Genomic DNA, 19,180 nt, shown 5'->3' on the forward strand with positions numbered 1-19,180 from the left:
TATTAACAATCTACGTTTTGAGACCTTGATACAAATTGATTGAGAATTTGTTCGGTCTCAAGACATAGGTTTCAGAAGTCGTTGTGCATCTTTTTATATTGTATTAATTCTATTCAATTCAGTTGGGAGTCTCAACAATTATTAGCGCTTAATTATTAGATGTGTATTTTGCCAAGTTTGTTGCCAAAGGTGGAAGTAGACGTGGGGACGCGGGAAATGTAGTTAATGGCGATCGCACTTCGTGTCAGCTAGTGCGGAGTCTCCAGTTGAAAATACCCTTCTGTCTTCTGCTTTATTTCCAAATCTTAGGCGCGATCGCAGCCATGAACAACAGAAAACCAATTTCCAGCACATAGCTGATAAAAACGCTTCTATTTAATAACCCATCCCAGAGATAGCCTTGACGTTTAGGCGTAGCGATCCGCTTAAAAGTGAGAGATCTGAGAATAAGTATTGTAGGGTGGGCACTGCCCACCATATTTAGATTTTGATAAATACTGCCTAATACAGAGATTTTAATACTCATTCACGAAGATAAAAGCCTCATTCATGGAGCTAAAAGCTTCATTCACGGAGATAATAGGTTCATTCACGAAGATAAAAGCCTCATTCACGGAGCAAAAAGCTTCATTCACGGAGCTAAAAGCCTCATTCGCGGAGATAATAGCCTCATTAATGGAGATAATAGCCTCATTCACGGAGCAAAAAGCTTCATTCACGGAGTAAAAAGCCTGATTCACGGAGCTAATAGCCTCATTCACGGGGCTAAAACTTTCATTAGAGACATGAAATTCCTCTCGCGTAGTCAGCACTGAAGTCCTGTCTACGAGTTGCTACTTTTCCCCACCATTGATAAGTCACTCTGATTAACAACATCAGCCTTTTATTGTCAATAGTAGTTGACACTTCGTTACAAAGTTGTTAAATTTAGTCACATAAGTTAACAACGGGGCAAACAAACTATGTACACCACTATTAACGAAGAAGGTATTCTCAACAACTACGCGACTGAACCCCAAACTTACTACGCTGCATACCCTTCAACTGAGCAGCAAAGTCGCTATGCCTTCCAAGGTGCAGTTGCAACTTTATTAGTTACTGCTTTGGTGTTGTTTGCTTCTGGTATTAGCTAAAAGTTTCCCTTTTTAATAGCTGTATCTAATCGTCATTTGGACTTCTCCCATCAGCCTCGGTTAATCACCGGGGTTTTTTGTATTTGGAGGAGCATCTGTTGAAATTAGGACTTACGCACTCGTGACGAAAAACTAAGCCTTTGCGATTACTTCGCTTCGCTCGTAATGACGTAAAATCGTAGTCCTTGCGTAAGTCCTGGAAATCTTGGATTGTCACAGAGTTACTCAATTAACCATACTTCCTCGGAACCCCACCCCCAGCCCCTCCCCGCAAGCGAGGAGGGGAGCAATATGGAAATCTCAGAGCTAATGATATTAACTGCTAGCGCAACTGATTGATAATGCCACTCATATCAATGCCCAACTTTTGTCCTAACTTTAGCAAGCGATCGCATTTACTGTTTTCTCGCTCATTACTGAGGGTGGCGATACAAATTGGTAATATTTGACTGTGCAAGCAACTAAAGTATAGTTCTTGGGATCGATGCAGAGAAATACCAAAGTTTAGATGATATGCGGTATCAATCAACCGTTCTAAGCGTTGGATATCTGCATCTAAGCTGCCATTGGGATCGTGTAACAATTGCCAAAGCAATCGCGTAATTAACTGTTCCAATATCTGCTTGCCTTCAGGAATATCCAGCCGACAGCGCATATGCTTGGCTTCGTTGGCGATCGCTTCTAATTCTACGATGTGATTTGAGGTTAATTGCGGTTCCGCGATATCTTGCTCAAGCGATCGCAATGTTGTCAAACAGCGATATCCTAAAGCAATCTCCACTGCTACCTGCAACTCTTTTGGTACAGCTAGTTCATCTCGATGAAACGCTGCAATCACGCCGTAATTATCACGGTACGCCTGGGTATAAAGCTGGTCTAATCGTGTCAGTGTTTCTTGACTCAGCAGCCGCATAATTCGGTGGCGTTCTTCCGCAAACAGAGTTTGTAAGCTAAAAGTTTCTTCCCCAAATAACTGCGTCATGATCAAGATAGTTTGAGCCGCACTAGCTTGTTGCAGCGAGGCAAACAGCTTGTCTTTTAATTGACTGTAGTCGCGTCGTCCGGCAAATGGTTGAATGCAGCAGTGGAAATCCCAGCCGCCCAAATGGAGAACTGCAAACACCAAATCTTCGCTTTCCCAAGTAATATCTGACACTAGCCGCAAATGACCAACTGCCAAAGTTAGCGATCCCATGCGTTGCATTTGGTAATCCAACTCATTAGCGGTGTAGCAGTAAACCCGCTTTTGGGAAACATGAGGATGTTTGCCATTAGTATCTTGTCCAGATAGGAAATTACGTGTCTCTGCTGGTTTGTGGTTGGCAAACAGAGAAGTAATAGCGTAGTGCGAGGCTACTTGTTGACAACTAATCTGGGCAGTCAATACTAGTTGGCGATAAATTTCGGTACCGTGCTTGAAATGGTCAACATTACTGGGGGCTAAACCCAGACGTTTGAGAAAGCCTTTTTCTAGCTGCACACCTGCTACATCCCCTGCTAGTTCTAAAGCGCGGGCGGCATAACGCAGAATCTGCGTACCTTCAGGGCGAGAAATTTCTTCAAAAAACCAACCACAACTAGTAAACATCAGCAAAGAATGACGCTGCATTTCCAATAAACGCAAAGCATCTACTTGTTCGGCGGCTGTGAGTTTGTGGGTTTGATGGCGGCTGAGAAAACGGCTAACATTGGCAGAAGAGCGATCGCGGATGACTTGAATATATTCATCTCGTGCTAGCCAGGGATCGCGGAATAGTTGTTTGCCATATTCTTCATAGACTTCAAGTAGCTGATCCCGCAGCCAATTCAAGGCATTGCGCAGAGGACGACGCCATTTCTGATGCCAAACGCCGCCTTCACCGCCGCAACCACAGTCATCTTGCCATCTATCTACACCGTGGGCACAGCTCCAAGCGGTAATCGGCTTTAATTCTACTTCCCAAGCGGGAGTATTTAAACTCAGGTAGTGAGCATAGTTTGTCACTGTCCAACCGTGGTTAGGAAACTCGCCCTTAAAAGCGTAGGCTAGAGTTTTCTCGGTTCCTTTCTTGTGGTGTCCAAAGGTTTCCCCATCGGTGGCGACAGAAATCAATTGCGCTGGACGATGATCCCCACGCACAGCTGAACCTATGCGTCCAGCAAAGTGATTGGAACTATAAATAACGTCACTAAAACCCATATCCCGAGAGATCGGGCCATCGTAGAAGAAGATATCAATGTAGGGTAATCCTTCTACGGATTCTGCATCCAATGCACCTTTGTCATGGTTGCTGTGAATTGCATTCAGGGGTGAAGATGCAATGCTGAGTTCAGGCTTCAAATAACAACGATAGGGACGCGTGGGATCAATCTGACTACCACCAACTTCGTGCCATTCGGGGTGGGGATCGTCTTTCGTCGGCAGAGGACGACAACGCTGTGCTTGCGATGGTGCGAGGACAATAAAGCGAATTCCTTCAGCCACCAAAGCTTCGAGAGTGGCATAGTCTACAGCAGTTTCCGCTAACCACATACCTTCGGGATCGCGGTCAAAGCGGGAACGGAAGTCTTCTTTGCCCCAGCGAATTTGGGTATATTTGTCCCGTTCATTAGCCAGAGGCATGATGATGTGATTGTATACTTGCGCGATCGCATTACCGTGACCGTGCAAGCGCTGCGAACTCTTGGCATCTGCTTCCAAAATCCGCTGATAAACCTCAACATCGTAGCGTTCTAGCCACGACATTAACGTGGGGCCGATATTAAAGCTCATGTACTCGTAATTATTTACGATATCTATGACTTCGCCCCGGTCATTTAACACCCTGGCAAAGGCATTCGGACGATAGCATTCCCAGTGAATCCGCTCATTCCAATCATGGAAAGGTGCAGCACTCGGTTGGCGTTCAATCGCGTCCAGATATGGGTTTTCTCTTGGTGGCTGGTAAAAGTGACCATGTACAGTCACATAAACACCCGTTGCCGTTCTTAGGGGATCGCTCTGGGAAGTGTGTCTGGGATCGTATTGGGACGTGAATTTTGAGCCAGAACTAGCTGGCAGTTCAGCAGCAGAAGTCATGTATATTTATCCAAAATCAAAAAAACTTGCAGTTGTGTCAAAAATGGGTCTGTTAACCTTTATTCAAGGGCTTGAACACAAAATCCGGTACCGATAACAACTATGTAATACAGTCAAAATTCTAACAAAGCGGTCTTAGTATAGCGGGAAATCTGCGTTATCGCACAGCCCTTTCCCAAAAGGCATCAAAATTATTAGCCATTAAATAACTCCTAATTGCGGAGTCTACACTGTTGGTAACGCCAATAAATTTAATTGTCTTTTAATATATTAAACCGCATTTTTTCAGTAAAATATCGACCTCAAGTCATAGTTTTGCTACGAAACATTGCAAAATCTACGCAAAACGCAATCTTATATTACATATCTAGCTTGAGAATGAAAACCGTAAAATCTCGGAACTACTTGATGAGAATGTTGATGAGTAATGGCTGAGGCAGTGACACAGCACTGCGGGAGAGTTAGCTCGACCCAGACGATTGCGAACCTGAAGGCTGAGGCGGAGATTAAGAAAATTAAAGTTCACCGCGTCATCGCCTCTTTTTGCGGGTTTGCACTCATTTAGATTAACCGCACCAAGATTCAATTCGTTAATGTTGTTGTGATCGACTCATAGTGTATCTAGGAAAAGTCTGGGCAAAATAAAAGGGCTAACTAAGGTTCTTGGTTAGCCTTTGAGCAAAAGGAAACAATTGTTTGATGTCGACGGCAATTTTATCTGCGATCGCATCTGCTACCCATCACTTGCCAAACCAAAATCTGCATTTTAGCAGGGTTGTCATCAACGCAGGTTTTGGTAGCTAATAGTGATCAGTGCTACACAGATGCTAACCTTTTTGTTCAAAGTCGTTCTCTTACTTGGGAACGAATTTCAACCCTCAGCCAGGTTGAACAACTGAGGCTGATGACTTCCAGCCTCTTGATGTCATAGTCAATATTCCTAATGACTATTGGCTATACAGGCATCTGTGACTAAATACCCTCAACTCAAAGTGACCAATGTCAGGCAAAAACATTTTTTTTCTCGTTTTGTTATTTTTTATCCCGGTTTCCTTAGCAGCTCACTTTTTGGGGTGGGGAGACTTGATAGTTTTCATCACAGCTGGATTAGCAATTCTGCCTTTAGCAGCTTGGATGGGTGCAGCCACAGAAGAAATTGCTGTAGTAGTTGGTCCCTCCTTAGGGGGGTTATTAAATGCCACCTTTGGTAATGCTACGGAACTAATTATTGCTTTAGTTGCGCTAAAGGCTGGGCTAGTCAATGTAGTCAAAGCTAGTATCACCGGATCGATTATTGGCAATCTACTACTAGTGATGGGTCTTTCTATGCTTTTGGGAGGATTACGTCATAAGGAGCAGACCTTTCAGCCAATTGTAGCTCGTGTAAATGCTTCAGCCATGAATCTGGCGGTAATTGCGATGCTGTTACCCACAGCTATGGACATTACCTCTAAGGGAATTGGCCGACAAACTCTACAACATTTTTCTGTTGCCGTTGCCATAGTCTTAATCTTGGTCTATGCACTAACACTGCTATTTTCAATGAAAACCCACTCCTATTTATATGAAGTGGGCATGGTAGAAGCAGAGATAGACGAAATGCCTCATACCAAACCAAATCTTTGGTTATGGAGTGGCGTGCTGTTAGTATGTACTCTCTTAGTAGCTCTAGAGTCGGAAATGCTAGTCGATTCTTTAGAAGTAGCTACATCCCAGCTAGGTTTGACAGCACTGTTTACTGGGGTGATTATTGTTCCTATTGTGGGTAACGCTGCGGAACACGCCACAGCAGTCACCGTAGCGATGAAAGATAAGATGGATCTTTCTCTTTCTGTAGCTGTGGGATCGAGTATGCAGATTGCTTTATTTGTCGCTCCTGTTTTAGTGGTAGCAGGCTGGATATTCGGCCAACCTATGGATTTAAATTTCCAACCTTTTGAATTAGTAGCTGTTGCTGTAGCCGTATTGATTGCCAACAGCATTAGTTCTGATGGTAAATCTAATTGGCTAGAAGGAACCTTATTATTAGCTGCCTATACAGTCTTGGGAATAGCTTTCTACTTCCACCCAGTCATTGATGGCATCGGTTAGTTACCAGCAAACATCAACTTCATGGGCGATCGCTTACACTTTAATCGAGAGCGATCGCTTTTTAATAGAATTCAAGAGCATTGTCAGTTGTTGTAGCGATCGCTAATCATCCACAAATAATTAAGTAACGGTTAGTTATTGAACATTACCTCAGAATTATGGAAACAATACCTACAACTCAATCACAACCTTTAAATTCGCTTACTAGCGCTAATCCCAGCCTGCCAAATCTACGTTTTGGTGATTCTGGTGATGCTGTTAGAGTATTACAGCGACTGTTATTAAATAATCGTTATGCTGTTAAAGTTGATGGAGTTTTTGGTGCATTAACAGAGACGGCTGTCAAAGCCTTTCAGAACCAGCGAAATTTAAATGCAGATGGGCTAGTTGGTCCTCGAACTTGGCGCGAGTTAACATAATTAGCTATCAGAGATTATTCATTAGTAATTAATCACGTTTTTAGCTAAATTATGCCTTGGTATCGCTAACTTACGATAAGCTACTCTTCTGCCATCTACTCAGCGACTATGAAATTTGGAAAGCTATTATTGTAAATTTTATAGCTGTTTTGTAGATGGGAAGCAGCTTAAAGTAGAGTATGTTATCTTTATTTTCACACCTGCTGTACTTTCAAGATACAAGGCCGAAGACAGACGGCAAACGGCAGACGGGAAGAGGATTTGACTTGTTTGTTTTATTAGTAGCGCGTGGTGCGCCGCCAGTGGGGCCGCTCTTAAGAAAAACAAGACACAGATAATGAGCTAAGTAAGTATCTCTTTTATTCGTTGCTTGCCTCTAAAAGCCATAGTTAGAGGTTATTATCTAAAAGTGAAAATGCAGTTATTAACCATCAACTAACTGCATGTCTATAAACATGAAACTAAACAGTCTACTCTTAAGTATCGATTGTAAAACAGTTGGGATTAACTACGTCTGCCATATTCATAAATAAATAATTGACATTGATAGTGAAATCCATTAAGTACTTAAGGGCATAACAATGTTATACCCTACCATATTTTATATCCAAGTAATAACAAGTTTTTGCTAATAAATTATTACATGACTTTTTTATTTATTCCTATGCATTATTCCGGAATAATAGAAATTCGGTGTGTCAAAAGGAATATTGGTGTTAGTACAAAGAACTATAATGAGTGAAATTGGCCTGCTGATGACGGGCGTGTTAACAACAGGACAACCATCTTTGCCCGATTTACCGGAGCAGCAACCGCCTCATCTAGAAAATAGCTTACAAAACTCAATACAAAGCCAATTATCTCAAGTAGTTCCAACTGCTCAAATTACACCACCAGAATTTATGGAGACAGATGGAGCTTCCCTAGCTACTCCGCTATCTCCTAAATTCAACAAAGAAAATCTCGTTAAAGAAATCAGCAAAAAGCTATCGCAGCATACTCGCTCTGTAATCGCAGACAATTTAATAGCCAGAACAAGAGTCCAAAAGTACAATAGCCAACCGCCAACTATACGTTTTGGTAGTTCAGGCGTGCTCGTCAGAGTATTACAACGGCTGTTAGTGGCTCATGGCTATGGAATGCGGGTTGATGGGGTATTTGGCCCATTAACAGAGGCGGCTGTTAAAGCATTTCAAAATCGGCGTAATTTATCGGTAGATGGAATAGTTGGTCAAAGAACCTGGCGTGAGTTAACAATTTAGTTAAAAGTCAAAAGTCAATGCTCAACAGTTAAGAGTTATTAGCCAAAGCTTGAGTAGGGTGTATTACAGCTATGTAATAATTTGAGCCTTTAAGAGAGTGAGAAATAGCCGTAACGCACCACTATAATACACCCTACAATTTAACGTTGACTGGCGTGAGTTGAAAATTTAGTGAGGATTCAAAAGTTATTAGTAGTAGCAAATGACTAATGACTAATTAGCGATACTTATGCTGCTCCAATAGTTGTTGTGCTCTTGGCTTGTAAATTAAATAGAACAAAGACTCTATATAGCGCAGCAAATCCTCTCGATTTTCGTGAGAAGTAAAGTTCCAAAAACCGTAAATTCTTGCTAAAGATAGCAGCTTTGTTGTGTGAATTCTCCAAGTATAGGTGCTGTAAACTCGCTCAATGCTTTGCTGAGAAATTGACTGCCAATAATTAAGATTATGTTCACACTTAGTGACAAAATCTAAAATTTTAGCGGCGGTTTCTTCTAAGTTTGTTGGATTAATGTAAAATCCATTAACCTTGTCTTGAATAATTTCTAGAGGACCACCGAATTGTGTGGCAAAAGTTGGTATCCCTGAAATCATTGCCTCCAAAATTGTCAAACCGAATGCTTCAAATAAAGCAGGTTGCACAAAGATTCCCTGATGATCTGCAATTACTCGGTAAATTTCACCAGAATCAGTTTTAGATAAGCGTACACCCAACCAGCGAATCTTGCCGTGGAGATTGTATTGGTCGATAATTTGGTAAAGTTTAACAATTTCGTCTCGTTCTTCGTTGTCGCCTGATTCTTCAACACGCAGCTTACCTGCTACCAAAATTAAGTTGCAATGCTCTTGTAATTCTTGACTTTTACCAAAGCATTCTGCCAAACCAGTCATATTTTTAATTCGATCGAGACGTGCCATTGAGAAAATAGGGCGCTTGTTAGGATCGTCGAGTTTCCCAAAAATTTGACTGGGATCATCTAGAGTGAAAAGTATTTCGTTAAGGCGCTGGCGATCGCTCTCCACTCGGTCTTCATTCCGCGTATAGGGGAAGTAGTAATTCTCATTCACCCCTGGTGGAACCACATTAAATTTAGGACTAAATAATTCAATTCCATTCACTACATGATATAAATCCGGCATAGTGAAGCATTTATACGATTCATACTGTCCTACACTATCCGGTGTTCCCACAATTTCTTGGTAGGTGCTGCTAATAACAAAATTGGCAGCATTCATGGCAATTAAATCAGCAGTAAATTGTAAGGAAAAATGATATTTATCCTCTAAATCGTTCCAGTACAAATTACTAAACAAGTATTTAGATTTTTCTAAAGCATGAGCAATGTTACACTGGGTAACTTTCATACGTCTTGCCAGTAGAAACGCTACTAAATTTCCATCAGAATAATTACCAACTATTAAGTCGGGTCGTCCGTGAAATTCTGCCCGCAGTTCTTTTTCGGCATCAATGGCGTAGGTTTCTAAATAAGGCCAAAACTCAAACCGCGAAATCCAGTTTTGCGTCATGTTGGGATTAAATTCTCGCAAAGGTACTCGCAAGATCCAGGCGTTTTCTGTGCCGTGAACTTTTTCTAAACGTTGGTTACAAAGAGTACCATCACTATTGGGAATTAGACGGCTAAGAATAATTACCTTGGGTTGTACATTTAGTCCTTCTAAACCGGCTAATCTGACATCTTCTTGCAGCTGTGTTTCCAAAGACTTGGCTTGATCGAGGACGTAAACCACCTGACCACCAGTATCAGGTCGTCCTAATACTCCCTCTTGTCCGAACCATCCGTGGGGAGACACCAGGACGATTCTAAAAATCATCGGAATCCGAGAGATGAAGGCTTCTAGAGCCTGGGGATCGGGAGAATCTATTAGTTCATCAAGGATGTTTAAAGTCTCCTGGGTGCGCTGAGCTGTGTTTCCCCAACCTGGTTCAAAACCCATTGTTTGTAGGGTGAAGCGGAATTCCTCATAGGGTTCATTGCGGGGGCGATCGCTCACAAAGGCTAAAGCTTTCTTAACTTGCTCTGAAAGTTGTTGGTGTGATTTAATGCGATCGTTGATTAGCAGCTGCACACCATTATATTGATGTAACCGCAAGAAATTAAATAAGCTCTCCAGCCACTGTTTAGCGTCTTGTAATAATTTGCTAGATAAGTAACGGTTGAGGAAGTTTACTCCCTTACCTATATTTTTCGGATCGCGAATTACAGGCGAGTAGTCATAAAACGGCCCAAAATCCAGTTCTAGCAGGTCGCCTTCATTGGGATGAAATCTGTTGACTATGCGATCGCGCATATCCAACAATTCCTGCACAGTCATTTGTTCTACTTTTAAGTCTTCTGTTAGCCGATAAACTTCTTGGCTGGCTATCTTGGGACGAATAATAAAACAGAGGTTGGAGTCCTCTTGAATAATTTCTTGAGTATAGTAAATTAATTTGCCTAAATGAGAAGAACTGTCTGACTTCCCAGTATTCTTGTACTTGGAGCAATATTCACTATATACATTAATGATATCGTTACGTAACAAATATTTCTTTTCTTGCTGGCGTAACTCACTAATAAAAGAACGCAACTCACTCTTCTCTTCACTATCTAGCAGTATTTGGAACAATTCAGACATAGCAACTCCTCCAAAAGATGATTTTGTATTTTCGACTCTAGAACCAAATCAGTAAGCTAATGCGCATCTAAATTGGACATTTTTTCCTGTTCGCGCAATGTCTTCAACAAGAGAAGACCGTCATTAGTCATTTATCCTTTGTAAACACAAATTACCAATAATCAATGACGGCTCTGATCAGTCAATATACACTTTAAAGGCGTCACAGCTTATTGACTTATTATTGAATCGGATATCAACAGGATCTGTATTACAGCTGTATTCAAACTGCCGAGCAAATCATGTTCACTTTACTTAAAGTATCTATTACTCAGTACTTTGAACTCTAACTAAAGGCATAGAATTTTACATACTTTTTCTAGATGCATTCGCTCTTAGCCGTTCAGCGACAGAGCTTAGAGATACTTTATATTTTCCTAGTAAATTATTTTAAAAGGTAGATGTTTTGTACTTACGATAAGTACTAACCTTTAAAGCTGATTTGGAAAAATTCTTGTTTCATAACTCAATCTAATTCATATATTGACGGTCAACTAAGTAAATTTTTCGCAGAAAAGAATTCTCAAACTGATTCTTCTGCTAGTATATAGATGAACCGCTTTGATAGTTTTTGGACAATAATAAAATGTCAATGTTCAACTAATTGTAAATTGGTATTATTCTTTATAATAATTAGTTTTCTATTTTAACATATAAATATTAAGTAAACTTAAATACATTTAAAATATTAATTTAATAATATTTTAAATTGTTAATTCATATGCCTACAGCATCGATAACATCATGATTATCTCTTAGCTAAGATTCTATAGCCTAATACCAATTCACGAAATTATTGATACAAATTACTTCCTCTGCTCCTCTGCTTCCTCTGCTCCCTCTGCTAGCCGATACGATATGTATCATTTTTAAAGTGAAATGGTATAACCTTAATTTTTATTATTTGAGTTCTTTAATAGTTGATTGTGTACGAAATAACCTATTTAGAAGCAGATTTAATATCTAGCCAGATCTATTCTATTTTTATTTAACGGCTGTCTTAACAATAAAATAAAAGACAAAAAAGAAATTTTCTTTCTTTGCTGTTGACTCAAATTTATAGAGGCTCTTATAAATTAGTTTAAGGCAGACGTGAGAATACAGAAAGTACGCTTATAAATAAACAATATAAGCTTATATATATTTAAAATATACATAATTTAAAGTAATATATTTGTTTAGTTATTTCTATATGATCGATTGATTCAACTGTCGATGACAAATTTTTGCTACATTGAAAGTTATTGGTATTGCCAACAACAGTCTATATATCAAGGATTAGCCAGAATATATGAGGAGTCTAATTTTATAGAGGGCGAACGATGGGACTCGAACCCACGGATGGTGGTACCACAAACCACTGCCTTAACCACTTGGCTACGCTCGCCATTAACTATTTGATTATAACACTTCTCTGCTGATTTGATCCAGAGAATTTTTGTTATTGGAACGGACTCAGTTAATTTGCTGTCTAATGACTAAAACAAATCATAGCTGATAAAACATGAAAGCCTCAACGATTATTGCATATTTAGGAGCCGCAGGACTAGTCGTATTAGGAGTAATAATGACGAAATCAAATCCCACTGAGGTTGAATATCAAGACTATGCTGTACAACGGTTGACGCAATATTTAAAAACCGATGTTTGTCAGAAAACACAAGACATTATAGAAAATTTAATACACTTTAATTGTGAAAAAGCAGTGGATTCCGTTAACCCGCAAATGCGGGGAATTATCGCAGGAACTACAAAACGTCAAGATTATATGATTTTTAGTATTTACAGTACAGATTTAAAACTGAATTCTTTTATACCGTCTTACAAATTTGAGACTGTGGGAGCATTTAATAACTTTTATACGTACTCTGCTGAACAGCAGTAGCAGCAAGCACAGGGGGAGAATTCGGAATTAGTTGGGAATACTTCTATGTAGACCCAAGGAAAACTCTACCTTGTAATGAAACTCTGTCCTAACATTGGCTGTCTGTATCCGCACAATTTTGACACAGCAAGATTTTGTACCAGATGTGGTAGGCAACTATTGCTCAAAGACCGCTATCATTTGCTTCATCTGATTGGACGTGGTGGCTTTGGCATTACTTTTTTAGCTGTGGATGAACACCATTTCTCCAAACCCAAGTGCGTCATTAAACAATTCTGCTTTCCAGAACAAAATGGGGCAAGCTTTGAGAAGGCGGTGGAATTATTTCGCCAGGAAGCCGTCCGCCTGAGTGAGTTGCAGCATCCCCAAATACCCCAACTGCTAGAGTACTTTGAACAAGAAAATCAACTATATTTGGTAGAAGAATGGATTGCAGGACAGACGCTAGCACAGGAGTTGCAACAGCAAGGAGTTTTTAGCGAAGCGCAAATTTGGGAACTTCTAAAAGAATTGTTACCAGTGCTGCAATTTATTCATGTCCGACAAGTGATCCATCGGGACATTAAGCCAGCAAATATCATGCGTAGATCATCAGGAAATGATCTAGTTTTAATTGACTTTGGAGTTGCCAAACAGATCACCGCTACAGCTTTGCTACATACAGGTACAACAGTCGGAAGTCCAGGATATATGGCTCCTGAACAAATGCGGGGTAAAGCGCTACCAGCTAGTGACCTTTACAGTTTAGGGGTGACTTGTATTTACTTATTAACGGGGATTTCTCCCTTTGATTTGTTTGATATAACTAGCGATCGCTGGGTGTGGCGCGATTATATTTTAGGTAAGGATACAATAAATCCTCGTCTCGCTGACATTCTCGATAAACTACTGCAAAATGCTCTCTCCCAGCGTTACAAATCTGCTGTTGAAGCTCTGCAAGTGCTGAACTGCGCGCTCAAACTTGATTCTTCCCAACCTGCACAGAAAAAGCCAGTTCATACTTTGAAATCACAAGCAGGAGTGGATTACCATCACTTGCGCGATTTACTTGCTTTAAGACAATGGCAATCAGCAGATGAAACAACTTGGGCACTGATGTGTCAAGCAATCAGAAAGCCCATAGGCAGCTATTTTTTTAGTAGTGATATTGAAAATTTGCCTTGTGAGGATTTAGAAATAATTGACGAATTATGGATGAAATATAGCAAAGGGCGTTTTGGTTTCAGCGTGCAAAGGCAAATTTATGAAAGTGTTGACGGTGACTATGGCAAGTTTTGCGCTGCTATAGGCTGGAATCTACCCCACTCTACTTCTCCACTTCAGAAATTATTTTTTCGGTTGTCAGCGCCTCCAGGACATTTACCCTCCCACAATTGGGCTGGTGGTACTCAATTGTGGCGACACCTCAGTGCTTTAACAGCAAAACTGGCAAACTGTAATACTAATTTAATGTGAGTTCGATGAACCTCTCCCCAACCCCTCTCCGCATCGGAGAGGGGCATACAATTTCTTATTTTGGGCAGAAAATTAAATTTATCACAACGGAAACATCAGCTTTTTAAGTCTCTCTCCGCAACGGGAAGAGGAATGGAAGTGGGGTTCTTTGAATACATCGAACTCACGTCAATTTAGGATTTTAGATTTTGGATTAAAAATACTAATTGATACCAACAATCTGTAACAGGTAATTATTGATAGGAGTGTATTCCCCCGTTATTGAATATTTAAACGCCTTAGTGTTATTAAGGTCTGGCTCAATGCTTTACCCATCTGCTAGCCCTGACCTAGCAAGAAAGGTACGCAGCATTGGCAGATGAAAGCCTTATCAATACTGCTCTTTAGCTAACTCAGAATATTTTTTCTTAGTTAGTTTCTTAAAATATGAGATTAAATTTATCTAATTAATATAGAAAGTATAATTCAAGGCAAATTAATCAAGCTTTTTCCTTGATTATCAGATGAAGTGCGAAGCCATTCTAAAAAACTAGAATCTAATTTATCAACATTTTTTAAACTTTGTAAATCTTCACTTTGTTTTGCAATTTCTCGCATTGCTAACGGGTGCAGGGCAAATTCTTTCTTTTGCTCTTCAAGCGATTTTTCATCCCACCAATTAGGATTTTCAATATCTTTCATGGCAGTGAGATAACCATCAATTGTGTTCATTACAGACTTTGCAACCTTAATAATGTTTTTTGGTGTAGGGTCAAGACAGGCTTCCAAAGAGAAGCAAATTGCAGAAGCCGCTTCCTGTGCTTCAACATCGTACTGCGAGCCTGACACATCATCGGCATGGGGAACTACTTCACTGCACACCTTCAATAGTTGGCGAATTTGTTCACCACTTATTGGTTGTCCTTGAATAAAAAACCATACTTCATTTAGTGCATTTCTTAGAATAGAAGGATCGCCCCAACCATCTTCTTGCCTGACCAGACTATAATTAGGTAAAAGCCGCTCGCAACAAGCAGCAGCAAATGCAAGTCTGTGAGCAGATAGAAGCCATGTTAATTCTGCTTCTAAAACATCAAATTCGTAAAGTTTAAGATTCATATTTTTGCTCGGTGCATTAAAGTCAAATGTTAGTGAATTCAGTGATGAAGTCAAGCAATGGCTTAAGTAATGCTTTACGCATTCATGACGAAAAACTAAGCTTTTGTGATTACTTCGTTTCGCTCGTAATGACAAAATTCGTAGTCCTTGTATAAGTCCTGATTGATTAATATTTAGTAAAATATTACAAATAACTAGTAAAAGTTCAACTTTTGCCCATGCCATCTGCATACCTCCTGGTATCTCACGGAAGTCGCGATCCGCGCCCAGAAATTGCTATGCAGCAACTGGCGAGGTTGATACGTGACAAATTACAAAACACTCACAAGCCAGAATATCTATTTGATATAGTTTACTTAGAACTAAGGCCGGAACCTTTACACACGCAGATCAAACATTTTGCCGAAAGCGCTTTTGCTGCTAACTGCGATCGCCTCAAAGTTATACCCTTATTTTTATTGCCGGGAGTGCATGTTATGAAAGACATTCCCCATGAAATAACTCTAGCTCAACAGGCTCTTGGTCAAGATATGATGATTGACCTACAACCATATATAGGTAGTCATCCCAATTTAGAAAGCTTAGTTGCCAAGCAAATATCAAGCAAAAATACAGCAGCGTGGATTCTATTAGCGCATGGTAGTCGTCGCCCTGGTTCTCAACAGCCAGTGGAAGCAATTGCTGAAAATCTGGGTGCAGTGGCAGCTTATTGGTCTCTAGCCCCAAGTTTAGAATCACGAGTCAAAGAGTTAATTGCTGTTGGCAAGAGGGAGATTGCAATTTTGCCATACTTTTTATTCCCTGGTGGCATAACTGATGCGATCGCTCAGTCAGTAGAGACGCTAAAATTACAATTTCCTCTCGTAAATTTCCATTTGGCGCAGCCCTTGGGAGCAAATACAGAAGAATTAGCCCAGCTAATTTGGGATTTAATAGATACATGAACCGCACAGACACACAGGAGAACAAGTTTTTGGGAAAGGTTTATTTGGTAGGTGCGGGGCCAGGAGATCCAGGACTGATGACTCTCAAGGGTAAGGGTCTGCTGGAATGTGCTGATGTGGTTATCTATGATGCTTTGGTGAGTCCAGCAATTTTGGAGATGATTAACCCGCAAGCAGAGCAAATCAACGCGGGTAAGCGGATGGGGCGACATTCCCTATTACAAGAAGACACAACCCAACTACTAATTGATAAAGCGCGGGATCATGCAATAGTCGTGCGGCTTAAGGGTGGCGACCCGTTTATTTTTGGTCGTGGCGGCGAAGAAATGGAAGAATTGGTAACAGCGGGAATCCCAGTAGAAGTTGTGCCTGGTATTACCTCAGGAATTGCGGCACCAGCCTATGCGGGTATTCCTTTAACTCATCGGTTGTATAGCTCTTCAGTTACCTTTGTTACGGGTCACGAGTCGGCGGGTAAGTATCGACCTACTGTAAATTGGGGTGCGATCGCCCACGGTTCGGAAACTATAGTTATTTATATGGGAATTCATAATCTGCCCTATATTGTGGAGCAATTGCGGGTAGCAGGCTTGAGTTTAGAAACGCCAATTGCCTTAGTACGTTGGGGTACACGACCAGACCAAGAAGAGTTGATTGGTCAAGTTGGGACAATTGTCGAGCAAGTGGAAAAGACTGGATTTGGCGCACCAGCGATCGCAGTCATTGGCTTGGTGGTCAATATGCACTGTATTTTATCTGATTGTCGTCCCCGGTCATGAACGGAATTGCGGAGATGAGGGAAAAATAACAAAAGACAAATGACCGATGACAAATGACAAAATGACAAGTAGTCAATTATAAATGACAAGTGACAAATAACAAATGAGTCTTGTTAATTTGTAACTATTCATGATAGAATACAATTCCACTCGGTGGCTGATTGAATCGCACTCAGTAAATCTTCAGGAGTATACGGCTTAGTTAAATAGACATCGGCACCTTGTTTCCTCGCCCATAAATGATCAACTGCCTGATTTTTATTACTACAGACCACAATCGGTACTTTTTGACTATTTAAATTTATTTTCAGGAAGCGGCACAACTCAAACCCACTCATTCCTGGCATCACCACGCTGGTAACAATCGCATCGGGTCTTTCTTCCAATGCTATTTCTAAAGCCTCTTTAGCACTAGAAGCTTTAACAATGTTGTAACCCCAATCTCCGAGATAATGACTGATAATTTTCCATTCTCGCAGAGAGTCTTTGACAATCAAAATTTTCCCAGCCCAAGTAATACTCAACCCTCAACCTCCTACAGAAATATGTTGGCTTGGTATCGTTATAGTGCTGATTGCGAAATTACACCAGGTGTTTACACCATGTGTTGAAAGATAGTTTTAAGTAAATCTCCTTGAGTAAAAGGCTTAGTTAAATAACCTGATGCTTTCACCATTTTGGCTTTTGCTCTATCTATCAACCCAGTTTTTCCTGTTACCATAATCACAGGTGTATTTTTAAACTGTGAGTGTTTACGCAGTAGAGAACATAACTCATACCCATCTAAATTTGGCATGGTAATGTCTAATAAAATTAAGTCAGGTTTGGTACGGAGAATTTCCATTAAAGCTTTTAATGAATCTGTGACACCAACAACAGAAAACATTTGCTCATCCAAAAAGTTTTTGATAGCATTTAATACACTTGGGCTATCATCAATGCAAAAGATAGTGTAGATTTTTTTGTCATTAGCGGAAGGAGAAACATGCTGAAGGCTGTTATCTCGATTGTCAGAATAATTGGGCAAATAGTTAGAGTTTTCCACTACTTGAGAGCTACCAGTTCTCAGCGCTGATGGGGCTTTTATTGGAGGTTGCGATGGCTTTTGACGTGCAAATGACCCCTGTCTTTGAGAAATGGATGAGTGAATATTTCCTTGTGCTGGTGATGTTTCGCGACCAGCAAATTCTCCCCTATATTTTTGGCACTGTTCAACCAGTAGGCGCAGATTTAAATAACAGAACTTTGGCAAATCATCTAAAAAGGATTCAGGAACAAATTCATAACTTCCTTCCTCCACGCTTAAAAAGGATTCTAAAACTTCTAGCGCCAATTGTTCTATTAAAATTCCTGCTTGTGTAGGACTAATATATTTCTGATTGACTAACCAACAAATAGCTAGATAATCTGGATTTGGTATTGCCTGATTCTCAATCCCTGTTTCAAATATTGCTCGTAGCTGCTCATCAATTCCTTTAGGAATAGTAGAAATCTGCTTACTCAAGCGCTGCAAGTTTCTATAAAGCGGCTCAAACATTTTCTCCGAGTAGCAAGCATATATCAGTTTGCCTTCATCTATATATATTGACCAAGAACCTGATGTACTAAATACTTGTAAGCACCCGGTCACCGACTTATTAGTGATTTTTTTTAAAAGAGATAGGGGCTGTAGTTTCTGAAAAAACCTGTATCTACTAATAGGAAGTGTCTTCATTGGGACGGCTCTAATATAAAAGCAATATTTGCAGTTGAATGTTGTGGAAACCCTTTCCCAGCATCACAGGGATTAAGCTAGAAGTGCTTTCAGATAAAAATAGCGCTTCACATCTACGTGAGTACAGGCGAATTGCCCACTCTCCAACTCCCCACTCCCTGTCACACTATAGTGCATCGAACTGCACTCGTGCTGAAGTAGAACAGCCATGCTATTGCCAAATAGCAAAATGGCTATACTTGCTGCTAGGAAACAGTATTCCAAAAATCAGCTTTACTTTCTGTATCTTTCGCTAATCTAGCTCATATCACAGTAACGCAAGTGTTTACTAGTAGCCACCGCTTTCAGCTTTTATGAAATGACAGTGATACTGGTAAAGGGTTTTTACGCTATGAGATTGTAGCTAATTTCGCCTTGGGTATGACTCCATTTTAATTCACCGTATTTATTGTAACTAAGTAAACGAACAGTTTATTATTTTATCCAAATTGGAGATTGTGGAGATTATCTCTGTATGCTTGGATAAAATTATTACTTGTACAATAATAGCGAATTACCATCAACGGTGAGTTAGTTAATATTTTGAGCGATGATTGTGCGTAATTCGATGTAATTGCTACCAACTTGGCAGAAGGCAAGCTTTTCACAAGCATTGAGGACAAATT

General features: G+C 40.3%; 13 protein-coding genes, 1 tRNA gene and 1 pseudogene. 8 read left to right on the forward strand and 7 right to left on the reverse strand.

From position 1 onward, the window contains the following. Positions 1–292: 292 nt before the first annotated feature. Positions 293–526, reverse strand: coding sequence for a hypothetical protein (locus BV375_RS02295; RefSeq protein ID WP_086756827.1), 234 nt, complete (start codon positions 524–526; stop codon positions 293–295). A 436-nt stretch (positions 527–962) separates the two neighbouring features. Between BV375_RS02295 and BV375_RS35710 the strand changes: the two genes are divergently transcribed. Then, a complete protein-coding gene (locus tag BV375_RS35710) occupies positions 963–1,133 on the forward strand; it encodes a ssl1498 family light-harvesting-like protein (RefSeq protein WP_134075790.1) in 171 nt (56 codons plus the stop codon). A gap of 322 nt (positions 1,134–1,455) precedes the next feature. On the opposite strand, the gene BV375_RS02305 is transcribed toward BV375_RS35710, so the two are convergent. After that, positions 1,456–4,191, reverse strand: coding sequence for a DUF3536 domain-containing protein (locus tag BV375_RS02305; protein WP_086756832.1), 2,736 nt, complete (start codon positions 4,189–4,191; stop codon positions 1,456–1,458). 999 nt (positions 4,192–5,190) lie between these two features. Between BV375_RS02305 and cax the strand changes: the two genes are divergently transcribed. The 3 genes and pseudogenes from cax (at position 5,191) to BV375_RS02320 (ending at position 7,963) form a co-directional block, all read left to right on the forward strand. Beyond that, positions 5,191–6,282 carry a calcium/proton exchanger gene (cax, locus tag BV375_RS02310; RefSeq protein WP_086756835.1) on the forward strand — a complete coding sequence of 364 codons (1,092 nt, stop codon included), beginning with the start codon at positions 5,191–5,193 and terminating at the stop codon, positions 6,280–6,282. A gap of 209 nt (positions 6,283–6,491) precedes the next feature. Then, positions 6,492–6,701, forward strand: a pseudogene (locus BV375_RS02315) (peptidoglycan-binding domain-containing protein); the annotation flags it as partial. Between the two features lie 734 nt (positions 6,702–7,435). Continuing rightward, the gene (locus BV375_RS02320) at positions 7,436–7,963 is read left to right on the forward strand and encodes a peptidoglycan-binding protein (RefSeq protein ID WP_086756839.1); all 528 of its coding nucleotides are present in this window, start codon (positions 7,436–7,438) and stop codon (positions 7,961–7,963) included. A 217-nt stretch (positions 7,964–8,180) separates the two neighbouring features. On the opposite strand, the gene BV375_RS02325 is transcribed toward BV375_RS02320, so the two are convergent. Together BV375_RS02325 and BV375_RS02330 are read right to left on the reverse strand one after the other, a co-directional pair. Further along, a complete protein-coding gene (locus BV375_RS02325) occupies positions 8,181–10,601 on the reverse strand; it encodes a sucrose synthase (RefSeq protein WP_086756841.1) in 2,421 nt (806 codons plus the stop codon). Positions 10,602–11,954: 1,353 nt separating this feature from the next. Next, a tRNA-His gene (locus BV375_RS02330) sits at positions 11,955–12,027 on the reverse strand. A gap of 117 nt (positions 12,028–12,144) precedes the next feature. Here BV375_RS02330 and BV375_RS02335 point away from each other — a divergent pair. Together BV375_RS02335 and BV375_RS02340 are read left to right on the forward strand one after the other, a co-directional pair. Then, positions 12,145–12,525, forward strand: coding sequence for a DUF4359 domain-containing protein (locus BV375_RS02335; RefSeq protein WP_086756843.1), 381 nt, complete (start codon positions 12,145–12,147; stop codon positions 12,523–12,525). Positions 12,526–12,600: 75 nt separating this feature from the next. Next, positions 12,601–13,980: a serine/threonine-protein kinase gene (locus tag BV375_RS02340; protein ID WP_086756845.1), complete on the forward strand. Its 1,380-nt coding sequence runs from the start codon at positions 12,601–12,603 to the stop codon at positions 13,978–13,980. A 465-nt stretch (positions 13,981–14,445) separates the two neighbouring features. Here BV375_RS02340 and BV375_RS02345 read toward each other — a convergent pair whose 3' ends face one another. After that, on the reverse strand, positions 14,446–15,303 hold the full coding sequence (locus BV375_RS02345) for a DUF416 family protein (RefSeq protein WP_166507350.1): 858 nt from the start codon (positions 15,301–15,303) through the stop codon (positions 14,446–14,448). Here BV375_RS02345 and BV375_RS02350 point away from each other — a divergent pair. Together BV375_RS02350 and cobA are read left to right on the forward strand one after the other, a co-directional pair. Then, positions 15,297–16,022, forward strand: a complete 726-nt coding sequence (locus BV375_RS02350) for a sirohydrochlorin chelatase (RefSeq protein ID WP_086756847.1) — start codon at positions 15,297–15,299, stop codon at positions 16,020–16,022. The two genes, BV375_RS02345 and BV375_RS02350, sit on opposite strands and share 7 nt — an antisense overlap. Next, a complete protein-coding gene (gene cobA / locus BV375_RS02355) occupies positions 16,019–16,801 on the forward strand; it encodes a uroporphyrinogen-III C-methyltransferase (protein WP_086756849.1) in 783 nt (260 codons plus the stop codon). The genes BV375_RS02350 and cobA overlap by 4 nt, the downstream gene beginning before the upstream one ends. A 128-nt stretch (positions 16,802–16,929) precedes the next feature. On the opposite strand, the gene BV375_RS02360 is transcribed toward cobA, so the two are convergent. Both BV375_RS02360 and BV375_RS02365 read right to left on the reverse strand, forming a co-directional pair. Next, positions 16,930–17,325 carry a response regulator gene (locus BV375_RS02360; protein ID WP_086756851.1) on the reverse strand — a complete coding sequence of 132 codons (396 nt, stop codon included), beginning with the start codon at positions 17,323–17,325 and terminating at the stop codon, positions 16,930–16,932. Positions 17,326–17,396: 71 nt separating this feature from the next. After that, the gene (locus BV375_RS02365; RefSeq protein WP_086756853.1) at positions 17,397–18,515 is read right to left on the reverse strand and encodes a response regulator; all 1,119 of its coding nucleotides are present in this window, start codon (positions 18,513–18,515) and stop codon (positions 17,397–17,399) included. Positions 18,516–19,180: the final 665 nt, after the last annotated feature.

This window comes from Nostoc sp. 106C (assembly GCF_002154725.1).
Lineage (GTDB): Bacteria > Cyanobacteriota > Cyanobacteriia > Cyanobacteriales > Nostocaceae > Aulosira.